This window comes from Variovorax sp. RA8, from assembly GCF_901827175.1.
Taxonomy (GTDB): domain Bacteria; phylum Pseudomonadota; class Gammaproteobacteria; order Burkholderiales; family Burkholderiaceae_C; genus Variovorax.
Genome location: NZ_LR594664.1, coordinates 194,821 through 207,202, shown reverse-complemented (window position 1 = coordinate 207,202; position 12,382 = coordinate 194,821). Strand labels below are relative to the sequence as shown.

The window sequence follows — 12,382 nt, the reverse complement described above, 5'->3', positions numbered from 1 at the left end:
AGTACGGGCACGATGGGTTTTCGCCAGGTGAGTTCTCGGCGACAGCGCTTCCGTCCGATCGCCGGCGAACGCCGCAATCACCTTCGTCGATGGCCGCGATGAGCCTCAGCCTGGGCAGCGACGCAGTCGCATCAGCCACCCGGCTTGCTGAAGGCGCAGCAGCCTCGATCGAGTCGGTTCTTTTCTGTGTGTTCGCGGGAATGGTGCATTGGCTGACCCAACAGCAGAGCGTCCTCGTTGGCGCACTCCCTGCGAAAGCACCAGGCAAGCTGCTTCCGATGCACTTGCCAGTGGCTCCGGGCATGACCTTGCGCCAACTCGTGGAGCGCAGCGACGCAGCCCTGCGTGAAGGCACTCGGCACCCCGAGAGCCTGGCCGAAGCCTTGCCGTCGGCGGATCAGCTCGGCACAGCACGCCCGACCACCTTCTTTGGCTATGCCACCGAAGCGGTACCGCCCCCCAACCTGCAGACCGACCTGGTGCTGCAAGCCGTCCATACCCCTCTGGATCTGACCCTGAACTCGGCCTTCAACAGCGAGCTCTTTGATCGTTCCACCATCGAGCGCTGGCTTCTCATCTACCGCGCTGCCTTGGTCCGCTGGGGCGCCAACACCGAGATCGCACTGGCGGACGCCTTTGCGCTCACCGACGTCGATCGAGCACTACTTGCATCGTTCAACGCGACTTCGATGGCCTTGGAAGTGGGCTTGCGCATCGAGGTCCTGATCAAGCGCCAGGTCGCCGCCACGCCAGATGCCATCGCCATCACCGCAGGTGGCGTGAAACTCAGCTTCAGGGAGCTGGCTCAACGCGCGAACGGACTCACCGAAGCACTGCAGGCACGTGGTGTCCGCGCCGGCGACCTCGTTGGCCTGTCGTGTGACCGGAATGAGCACATGGTGGTGGCGCTCTACGGCATTCTGCAGGCCGGCGCGGGCTATGTGCCGCTGGATCCTTCGTTCCCCCCGGATCGCCTGGATTTCATGGCCGGCGACGCAGGGCTTCGGGTGATGGTCGTTGATGGCTCGACCGTCGGTTCCTGGTCAGGAAAGGCGGTCTCCCTCGTGCGCGCCGATCAGGTCACGCCCAACGCCGTGGTCCCGACATCACAGGGCGACCCGGAGGCGGTTGCCTATGTGATCTACACCTCTGGCTCGACAGGCCGACCCAAGGGTGTGCGCGTGCCGCATCGCAGCGTATGCAACCTGTTGACCAGCCTGCGCAGCGTTCCAGGAGTCCGAGCCGACCACGTGACGCTCGCGGTAACGACGCTGTCCTTCGATATCGCCGTGTCAGAGGTGCTGCTGCCATTAACCATCGGCTCGCGCATCGTCATGGCCGACAAGGACCAGACCACGGACGGCATGCTGTTGCGCGCTCTCATCGAGCGTGAAGAGGTCACCTTTGTCGACGCAACCCCGTCGACCTGGCGTTTGCTGCTCGGTGCAGGTTGGCCTGGTCGCGCGGACATGCTGGCGATCTGTACCGGCGAGCCGCTTCCCCAGGACCTCGGTCGGAAGCTGCTCCCGATGGTGCAGCAGCTTTGGAACGGCTATGGGCCAACCGAGACGACGGTTTGGTCGAGCTTTCACCGGCTTGAGCAGGTCGATGCGGTCGTGCCGATCGGCCGCCCAGTTGCGAACACCCAGTTCCACGTGCTGAATGCGGCGCTTCAGCCGCTTCCGGTCGGCGTGGTCGGCGAGCTCTTCATCGGTGGCGCGGGCGTGACGCTGGGCTACCTGAATCGCCCCGAGCTCACATCGGAGCGCTTCGTAGCAAATCCTTTCGGTGGACACGACGGCGCGATGCTCTACAGAACTGGGGATCTGGGGCGCTGGCGTGGCGACGGCGTACTCGATTGTCTGGGCCGCAATGACCATCAGGTCAAGATCCGTGGTTATCGCATCGAACTCGGCGAGATCGAGAACGCTCTCTTGCAGCATCCCGGCGTGCGCCAGACAGTAGTCATCCCGCGCGAGGACCAACCCGGCAGCGTGCGGCTGGTAGCCTATTTCACGACAGAGCGCTCGCCGGGCGTGGAAGCGCTGCGCGCGCACCTCGGCACGCTGTTGCCGCCCTACATGGTGCCCAGCGCGTACGTCGTGCTCGAGGCACTTCCGCTGCTTCCCAACGGCAAGCTCGACCGCCGCTCGCTGCCTGCGCCGCTGGCAGAGCGTCCCGACCTGTCCGAGCCTTATGAAGAGGGCCGCAGCCCTGCGGAACGGCGCGTCTGCGCCGCCTTCGCAAGGGCACTCGGGATCGACAAGGCGGGTCGCTCGGACAACTTTTTCGATTTGGGCGGCGACTCACTGCTGGTACTGGCGGTACTGGCCGACTTGCAAAAGTCCAGCACACAGCCGCTCTCGGCCAACCTGTTCTTCCAGCAGCCGACACCGCGCGCATTGGCGCTGAAACTCGAAGGCGAAGCGCCCGCCCCACAGCTCGCCGCCTCAGAGCGGCCTCGGTCCAGGCCTTCTACCGACGCGGACGAGCCGATCGCGCTGATCGCCATGGCCGGGCGCTTCCCCGGTGCGGCCGGCGTCGAACAGTTCTGGGACAACCTCTGCGCAGGGCGCGATTCGATCAGCTTCTTCGACGACGCGACGCTGGACGCTGGCGTCAGCGCAGCGCTCCGGGCCGACCCCAGCTATGTGCGAGCGCGCGGGGTGATCGACGACGTCGAGTGGTTCGATGCCGCCTTCTTCGGCATCAACCCGAAGGAAGCGCAGCTGATGGATCCGCAGCAGCGCCTGTTCTTGGAGATCTGCTGGGAGTGCATGGAACGTGCGGGCTACACGCCTGACCAGTGCCCGGGATCGGTCGGCGTCTATGCCGGCATGTACAACGCCACCTACTTCCTGCAGCATGTCCAAAAGCGACCCGAGCTGATCGATGAGCTGGGCGCGTTCCAGGTGATGCTCGCCAACGAGAAGGACTACATCGCGACGCGCGTGGCGCATCGGCTGAATTTGACCGGACCCGCCATCGCGATCCACACCGCATGCTCGACCTCGCTCGTTGCCGTGGCGCAAGCGTTCCACGCGCTGCGCTCGGGTCAATGCGACATGGCCCTGGCCGGCGGCATCGCGATCACCTGCCCGCCGCGCAGCGGCTATCTCTACGAGGAGGGCGCGATGCTGTCGCCCGACGGCCACACGCGCAGCTTCGACGCCAAGGCCAAGGGCACGGTGTTCGGCGATGGTGCGGCCGTGGTCATGCTCAAACGACTGGGCGACGCACTTGCCAATGGCGACCCGGTCTACGCCGTGCTGCGCGGCGCGGCGGTCAACAACGATGGCGGGGCCAAGGCCAGCTTCACGGCGCCGAATATCGACGGCCAAGCAGCCGTCATCTCGGCGGCGCTGGCTTCGGCCGGGGTCGATGCGCGCAGCATCTCCTATGTGGAGACCCATGGCACGGCCACGCCAATGGGCGACCCGGTCGAGATCGAGGGCCTGACACGGGCCTATGCACGACACACCTCGGATATCGGCTTCTGCCGCATCGGTTCAGTCAAAAGCAACGTGGGTCATCTCGTCACTGCAGCGGGTGCTGCCGGCCTAATCAAGACGGCGCTCTCGCTGCATTACGAACGCATCCCGGCGTCGATCCACTTCGAAGCGCCCAACCCGGCCATCCGGTTCGACGCCACTCCCTTCCGGGTCAACGACTGCCTTCATCCATGGCCGCGCGGGGAAGCCCCGCGGCGCGCCGGTGTCAGCTCATTCGGTGTCGGCGGCACCAACGCCCACGTGATCGTCGAAGAAGCTCCGCTGCGCGCGGATTCGGATGTGTCGGCCACACCTCAGTTGCTTGTGCTCTCGGCCCGCACGCCGACGGCATTGGCGGCGGCGCGCACGCGGCTGGCCGATCACCTCGATGCCCATCCCGGCATCTGTCTACCCGATGTGGCCCATACGCTTCGCGTCGGCCGCAAGGCCTTCGCGTATCGGGCCTGCGTCGTCGCACGCTCCCCCGTTCAGGCGGCAGCCGCGTTGCGCGCGGCCGACGCATTGGGAACGGCCAGCGGGACAACGGCGGCGTGGGTGCCGCAGCCGGTCCTGATGTTCCCGGGCCAGGGCGCGCAGTACGCCGGCATGGGCCGAACGCTGTATCTGACCGATGCGGTGTTCCGTACGGGGTTTGACGAATGCCTGCAGGCCTTCGAAGGCGTGCTCGGCTTCGACCTGCGCGAGCGCATGTTCTCGGACGATGCGGCCGCGCTCGCGCCGACCTCGGTCACGCAGCCCGCGACCTTCGCGCTCGAATACGCGCTGGCGCGCCAGCTCATGGCGCTCGATGTGAAGCCGGCCGCGATGATCGGCCACAGCGTCGGCGAGTTCGCCGCCGCCGCGCTGGCCGGCGTGATGCGGCTCGAGGATGCGGCGCGGCTGGTCGTGCGGCGCGGCGCTCTGATGCAGGCATTGCCCGCCGGCACCATGCTCTCGGTGCGCCTGCCGGCCGCCGAGCTGCAGCCGCTCCTGCCCGAAGGGATTTCGCTCGCGGCCGACAACGGCCCGGCGGTCTGCGTGGCCGCAGGTCCGAGCGACGCCATCGAGAAGCTGCGCGCCGACCTCGAAGCCAAGGGCATCGTCGCGAAGCTGCTTTCGACCTCGCATGCCTTCCACTCCGCGATGATGGAGCCCGCCGTTGCGCCCTTCGAAGTGCTGGTGAGCGAACTAAGCCTCTCGGCGCCGCGCCTGCCGATCTACTCGACCCTCACCGGCCGGCTGCTGACGGCCGAGGAAGCGACCGACCCGCGCTACTGGGCCCGCCACCTGCGCGAGACGGTGCGCTTCTCGCCCGCCGTGCGCGAAGTGCTGGCCCAGCTGGCGCATCCGCTCTTTGTCGAGATCGGCCCGCGCAACACGCTGGCGATGTTGGTACGCCAGCACGCGAGCAAGTTGCTTCCCGCGCCGGCCATCGAATTGCTTGGCGACCGACCCGATGGCGAGTGCAGCGCCTGGCGGCTGGCCGCCGGCCGCATCTGGACGATGGGCGCCGAAATCAATCTCGCCGCGCTCGACGAGCGTGCAAACAAGCATCGCGTGCTGCTACCCACCTATCCATTCGAGCGCAAGCGTTTCTGGATCGACATTGCCGCCTGCGAAGCGCCCTCAGCTTCTCTTGCTTGTGCCGCCCTGCCCATCCCTCTTTCAATTCCGGAGTTGCCGATGACAACCGCCGCTACTGTTGCGCCTCCACGCCGCGCGTCCCTCGTCATGCGCCTGCGCGAGCTGTTCGAGAACCTCTCGGGCATGGACATGAGCGGCGTCCATAGCGGATCACCCTTTGTCGAGATCGGCCTCGACTCGCTCACGCTCACGCAGGCTGCCATACAAGTCAAGAAGCATTTCAAGGCAAACCTGACCTTCCGCCAGTTGATGGAAAGCTATCGCACCTTCGACGCACTGGCGGAATTCCTCGATGAAACGCTGCCGCCAGATCCTGTTGCGGCCTCGGCGCCAGTGGTAGCTGCCGTTCCCCCAGTCGCAGCCGCCGTGACTATGCCGCCTGTGACGGTGGCTACGCAGGCAGCGCCCGTCCCGCCGCTGGCCGGTTTGACGAACGGCAATGGCATCCTCCTGCAGCAGATCATTGCCCAGCAAATGCAACAGACCCAGTTGATGCAGCAGCAACTCGCATTGCTGCTGGGCGGGCAGATAGTTCCAACCAACACCTCGCCGCCACCGACGGCGGAGCAAACGACGCCCATGGCCACCGCCGCGGCCACAGCGTCAAACACCCCCGAGCCGCCTGCCGAGGAGCCGCCTGCCGCGCCGAAGTACGACGTCAAGAAGGCCTTCGGCGCGATCGCACGCATCCACACGCAGAGCAAGGAGCCGACCGAACGCCAGAAGGCACGGTTGGCCGCCTTCATGCGCCGCTACGTGGAGCGCACGCAAAAGAGCAAGGCCTTCACCGCGCGCAACCGCCCGCACATGGCTGACCCGCGCGTGGTCAACGGCTTCCGGCCCGCGACCAAGGAAATCACCTACCAGATCGTGGTCGAGCACTCCAAGGGCTCGCATTTGTGGGACATCGACGGCAACGAATATGTCGACACACTCAACGGCTTCGGCATGAATCTCTTCGGATGGCAGCCGGACTTCGTCGTGGACGCTATGCGCAAGCAACTCGACGCCGGCTTCGAGATCGGCCCTCAGCATCCACTGGCCGCCGAGGTCACCGAACGCGTGTGCGAACTGACGAAGTTTGACCGCGCGGGTCTGTGCAACACCGGCTCGGAAGCCGTGATGGCCGCCATACGCATCGCGCGCACCGTCACCGGCCGCAGCACCGTGGTGCTCTTCACCGGCTCCTACCACGGCACCTTCGACGAGGTGCTGGTGCGCGCGGGCCGCAATGCCAAGGGCATGTCCGCCGCGCCGGGCGTGCTGCAGGGCATGTTCGGCGACGTGCGCGTGCTGGACTACGGCACGCCCGAGGCGCTCGAATTCATCCGCGCCAATGCCGAGGACCTGGCCGCCGTGCTGGTCGAGCCGGTGCAGAGCCGCCGGCCCGACTTCCAGCCGCGCGAGTTCCTGCGCGAGGTGCGCGCCATCACCGAGAAGTCCGATACCTGCCTGATCTTTGACGAGGTCATCACCGGTTTCCGCTCGCACCTGGGTGGCGCGCAAGCGGTGTTCGGCGTTCGCGCGGACCTGGCCACCTACGGCAAGGTGATCGGCGGCGGCATGCCGGTCGGCGTGATCGCCGGCAGGCGGCAGTACATGGATGCGCTGGACGGCGGCCCCTGGCAGTACGGCGACAACTCGGTGCCCACCGTGGGCGTGACCTACTTCGCCGGCACCTTCGTGCGGCATCCGCTGGCGCTGGCCGCGGCCAAGGCTTCGCTCGATTTTCTCAAGCAGGACAACAACAAGCTGCAGACCCAGCTGAACCTGCACACCGCGGCCATGGCCGACGAGCTCACGGCCTTCTGCCGCGAGGTCGGCGCGCCGGTTGAGATCCGCTACTTCTCGTCGCTGTGGCGCGTGAGCTGGCTGGAAGACCATCCGCTGCAGGACCTGCTGTTTGCGATGATGCGCAGCCGCGGCGTCCACATCCTGGACAACTTCCCCTGCTTCATGACCACCGCGCACACGCAGCAGGACATCGCGACCATCAAGTCGGCCTTCAAGGAATCGATCGCCGAGATGCAGGAAGCCGAGCTGCTCCCGCGCCGCGCCGTGACGAACTTGGCCTTCGACGCGTCCCAACCTCCCACGGCCAACGCCCGCCTGGGCCGCGACAAAGACGGGAAACCCGCCTGGTTCGTGCCCGATCCCCGGGCACAGGGCCGATTCACAAAGTACCAAGCATGACCGAAGCAATTGCTCCAGCCGCGGCAGAGAACGCCACGGACGTGTTCGATCCTTTTGCCTCCGGGCCGATCGAGCGAGTTGTCTTGACCACGGAAGCTCAGCGCGAAGTCTGGCTTGGTGATCAGTTGAGTCCGGAGGCATCGCTGGCCTACAACGAAGCAGCGCGCTTGCGGCTCAAAGGTACCCTGAACAAAAACGCCCTCTCTACGGCGCTGGACCGCCTGGTAGCGCGCCACGAATCGCTGCGTTCGACTTTTTCATCCGACGGCACCGAGCTCCTGATCGGCGAGCCGGCCCCGGTCGCGCTGGCGGAGCATGACCTGGGCATGCTCGATCCGGGCGCCCAGAAGCGCCGCCTGGAGGACGACGGCGTGGCCGTGGTGCTCGAGCGCTTCGACCTGGAGCACGGCCCGCTGTTCCGCGCCGCGCTCTACCGGCTCTCGCCCATCGACCATGTGCTGGTGCTGAGCGCCCACCACGCGATCTGCGACGGCTGGTCCTGGGGCGTGATCAGCCAGGACCTGGGCGCGCTCTATGCCGAGCAGACCGGCGCCGGCCCGGCGCTGGAGCCGGCCGCCCAGTATTCCGACTACGCCGCCTGGGAGATCCAGGAGGCCGACAGCCCCGAGATGGACGCCCACATCGGCTACTGGCTCTCGCGCTACGCCGGCGGCAGCCTGCCGGTGCTGGAGCTGCCGCTGGACCGCCCGCGTCCGGCGGTGCGCACCTTCAACGCCTACCGCATCGACCATCTGCTGGAGCAGCCGCTCATCGATGGCCTGCGCAAGTTCGGCGCCGCTGCCGGCACCAGCCTGTTCGCCACCATGTTCAGCGCCTTCGCGGCCATGCTGCACCGCCTGACGGCGCAGGACGACCTGGTGGTGGGCATCGCCGCCGCCGGCCAGATGCCGAGCGACATGCCCTCGCTGGTGGGCCACTGCGTCAACCTGCTGCCGATTCGCGTCGCGGTCGACGCGCAGGCGCCCTTCGACAAGCTCGCGAGCGAGTGCGGAAGCGTCCTGCTCGACGCCTTCGAGCACCAGACCCTGGGCTATGGCGCGCTGCTCAAGAAGCTGCCGGTGCCGCGCGATCCGAGCCGCCTGCCACTGGTGAACGTGCTGTTCAACGTGGACCGCGATGCGGCCCCCAACGACGGAAACTTCCCCGAGCTCAAGGTCGAGCAGAGCACCATCGGCCGGCGCTACGAGAACTTCGAGCTGTTCCTGAACATCACGCCGGTGGTGGGCGGCATGCAGATGGAAGCCCAGTACAACGCCGACCTCTACGACGACGCGACGGTGCGCGGTTGGCTGAACATGTACGAGCAGCTGCTGCAGGACGTCGTGCGCCAACCTTCCCAGCCGGTGGGCCGGCTCGCGCTGCTGTCGGACGCGCAGGCGCATGCCCTGGTGGCGCTGCAGCCGGCGCCCACACCGCTCGAAGGCGCGCCGCTGATGCACGCCGGCTTCCTCGTCCACGCAGCCTCCCAGCCCGAGCGCCCCGCCCTGCGCGACGGCACCCAGCGGCTGAGCTACCGCGAGCTCGACGAGCGCTCCAACCGCCTGGCCCATGCGCTGCGCGCGCGCGGCATGGGCCGCGGCGAACGCGTGGGCCTGTGCCTGGACCGCGGCTTCGACATGTTCGTGGCGCTGCTCGCGGTGCTCAAGAGCGGCGCGGCCTACGTGCCGCTGGACCCGGCCTTCCCGCAGGCCCGCCTGGACTACTACGCCGAGGATGCGAAGCTCGGCCTGCTGCTGACCTCCTCCACCATCGCCGCCGCGCCCAAGGCCTGGCGCGAGGACGCGTCCGATCGCGTGCTGCTGCTCGACCGCGACACGGCGTGGCTCCAGCAGCCCGCCACGGCCCTGCCGCCCGGTCCGCTGGATGCGCAGGCCGAGGACACGGCCTACGTGATCTACACCTCCGGCTCCACCGGCAAGCCCAAGGGCGTGTGCGTGCCGCACCGCGCGGTCGCCAACCTGATGCAGACCATGCAGCGCGAGCCCGGCATCGGCCCGGACGACCGGCTCGCCGCCGTCACCACCCTGTCCTTCGACATGGCGGTGCCCGAGGTCATGCTGCCGCTGGCCGCCGGCGCCGAAATCGTGATCGTGCAGCGCGAAGTCGCGATGGACGGCAACCGCCTGCGCGCCACGCTCGAGTCCGAGGAAATCACCATCCTGCAGGCCACGCCCGGCATGTGGCGCCTGCTGCTGGACGCGCAGTGGTCCGGCCCGCGCGGCTTCCGCGCCTGGATCGGCGCCGAGCCGGTGCCGGCCGAGCTCTCGCTCGAGCTGATGGACCGCACCAGCGAGCTGTGGAACCTCTACGGCCCGACCGAGACCACCGTCTGGTCCACCGTCTGGCGCATGGAGCGCCCGATCGTGGCGGCGCGCGGCGTCTCCATCGGCAAGCCGATGGCCAACACCGGGGTCTGGATCCTCGATGCCAACCTGCAGCCCTGCCCCATCGGCGTGCCGGGCGAGATCTGCATCAGCGGCCTGGGCGTGACCCTGGGCTACCTGGAGCGCCCCGAGCTGACGGCCGAGCGCTTCGTCACCACGGCGATCGACGGCGTGCAAACGCTGATCTACCGCAGCGGCGACCGCGGCCGCTGGCGCAACGACGGCCTGCTGGAGCACATGGGCCGCTTCGACTTCCAGGTGAAGGTGCGCGGCTACCGCATCGAGCTGGGCGAGATCGAGGCCCGCTGCAACGAGGTCGAGGGCGTGGCGCGCAGCGTGGTGATCACCCGCGAGGACCAGCCGGGCGACGTTCGCCTGGTGGCCTACCTCGCGCCCTCGCCCGGTGCCGAGATCGACCTGGCCGCGCTCGACCGCCATCTGCGCAGCCGTCTGCCGCAGTACATGGTGCCGCAGCATGTGGTGCCGCTGGACGCCATCCCGCTGCTGCCCAACGGCAAGGTGGACCGCAAGGCACTGCCCAAGCCCAGCGCCACGCACCAGGATGCCGGCGAGCGCCTGGCGCCGCGCAACGAGCGCGAACGGATCGTGCTGCAGACCATGGAGCGGGTGCTCAACCTCCCGGGCCTGGGCATTCGCGACGACTTCTTCTCGCTGGGCGGCCACTCGCTGCTGGCAGCGCGACTGACCACCCTGCTGAGCCGCGAGTTCGAGCTCACCGTGCCGTTGCGCATGCTCTTCGAGGCGCCGACGGCCGAGCGGCTGGCAGCGGCCATCGAGGGGCTGAACGGCAGCAACGCGCCGCGCAGTGCGCCGATTGCGCACGTGGCCGACCGCCGCAGTGCGCCGCTCACGCCGATGCAGGAGCGCATCCGCTTCATCGAGGAGCTGCATCCGGGCCGGCCGACCTACAACGCGCCCTCGGCGCACCGCCTCGGCGGGCCGCTGGACGTGAAGAAGTTCAAGGATGCGCTTTGCGAGATCATGCGCCGACAGCCGGTACTGCGTTCATTCATCGATCGCGACCCGGCCACCGGTGTCCACGTCATGCGAGTGGCTGCAGGCGACGTCGACCTGGACCTGCCGATAATCGATCTCAGTGAACTACCAGCCGATCAACGAGAGGCTGAGCTGCTCGATCGCATGCAGGAAGTTGCGGACAGGCCGATCAACATTCATCGAGCGCCCCTTTTTCACGCAGCACTCTATCGGCTCGGCGACGATGACCATGCATTCGTCTTTGTGCCTCACCACCTGATCTGGGACGGCTGGTCCTTCGACGTGCTGCAAAGTGAGCTGGCCGTCATCTACGGCGCCTTATTGCGCGGCAAGCCGCATGGCTTGCCCGAGTTGGCTCTCACCCACGGTGACTACGCGGCGTGGTACACGAACTGGCTTGCGCAACCTGAGTTCGACATCCATCTGCGCTACTGGAAAAATCGCTTCGCCAACTCGCCCACGCCGAAGGCGCCGCGCACCGACATGCCGCGTCGTGCCGGCATGAGTGGACAAGGCGGCACCTACTGGATCACCGTCGACAAGGTACTGACGGAGCGCCTGCGCGAGATCGGCCGCAGTCGGGACGTTACGCTCAATATGCTCACGATGAGCGTCTACATCCTCATGATGAGCAGCATCATTGATACTGCCTCAATCGTCATCGCAACACCGGTGCGCGGCCGCGAGGTACCTGAAGCCGAATCAGTGATGGGCTTCTTCAACAACGTGCTGCCGCTGTCCTTCCAGGTCGATCCCTCCCTGCGCTTCGGCGAATTCATGCGCTACATCAAGCAGGAGTTGATCGCGGTGATGAGCCACCAACTGGTGCCGTTCGAGCGCCTGGTCGGCGAGCCCGAGTTCAAGGAGCGTGCCCAGGGCGTGGGGCTCTACCAGGCCTTGTTCTCCTTCCAGGATGCCCGCGAACGACCGCAGGACATCGGAGATCTGAAGCATCAGCAGATGCACTTGCTTCAGCGCGGCGCGACCGACGACCTGGGCATCTGGCTGATGGACAAGCCTCGTGGCATCGAAGGCGCCATCGCCTACAACGCCGACATCTATCAGCGCGAGACCGGCGTCGCCTTCAAGGAGCGTTACCTGGAGTTGCTGCAGCGAGTGGCCCAGCAGCCCGATGCCACGCTGGCCGCGCTCTCGACGCCTGAGGGCTCGGACAGCGCGCTCTACTTGCAGCGCCTGGCCGCCGGCGAGGCGCCGGAGCGCACCCTCACCCGAAGTGAGGAGAGCCGGCCGGTGCAATCGCAGCAGCCACAGGCGCTGCTCCTTCCGGAGCAGGCCAAGCTCGCCCAGATCTGGGCCAGGGCACTCAGCACGGACGTCAACGACATCCGCACCAATGACAACTTCTTCGACCTTGGTGGCGACTCGCTGCTGGCGATGCGCGTAGTGCAACAGGCGGAAGAAGTGATGGGCTTCCGCGTTGAACCCCGCCGCTACGTGTTCGAAACCCTCGGGCAACTCGCTTTCGCGACCGCCGATGCACCGATCAACGCTGCGGCAACCGACAGCGAAGGCAAGCGCGGCAGCCTCCTCGGTCGCGTCTTTCGGTGGGGCCGCAAAGGATAAGGCGCTATGAAGGGGATGTCGCGTGCCGGTCAGCCGATGTTCGGTCCC

General features: G+C 67.1%; 2 protein-coding genes. Both read left to right on the top strand.

Translation table 11 applies throughout. The features are described from left to right. Positions 1 to 302: 302 nt before the first annotated feature. A complete protein-coding gene (locus E5P3_RS34180; RefSeq protein ID WP_232073641.1) occupies positions 303 to 7,328 on the top strand; it encodes a polyketide synthase in 7,026 nt (2,341 codons plus the stop codon). Beyond that, the gene (locus tag E5P3_RS34175; RefSeq protein ID WP_162590470.1) at positions 7,325 to 12,334 is read left to right on the top strand and encodes a non-ribosomal peptide synthetase; all 5,010 of its coding nucleotides are present in this window, start codon (positions 7,325 to 7,327) and stop codon (positions 12,332 to 12,334) included. The genes E5P3_RS34180 and E5P3_RS34175 overlap by 4 nt, the downstream gene beginning before the upstream one ends. Positions 12,335 to 12,382 lie beyond the last annotated feature (48 nt).

Coding starts and splice junctions, on each gene's coding strand:
- E5P3_RS34180 (WP_232073641.1), top strand. CDS start 303: ATGACCTTGCGCCAACTCGTGGAGCGCAGCGACGCAGCCCTGCGTGAA.
- E5P3_RS34175 (WP_162590470.1), top strand. CDS start 7,325: ATGACCGAAGCAATTGCTCCAGCCGCGGCAGAGAACGCCACGGACGTG.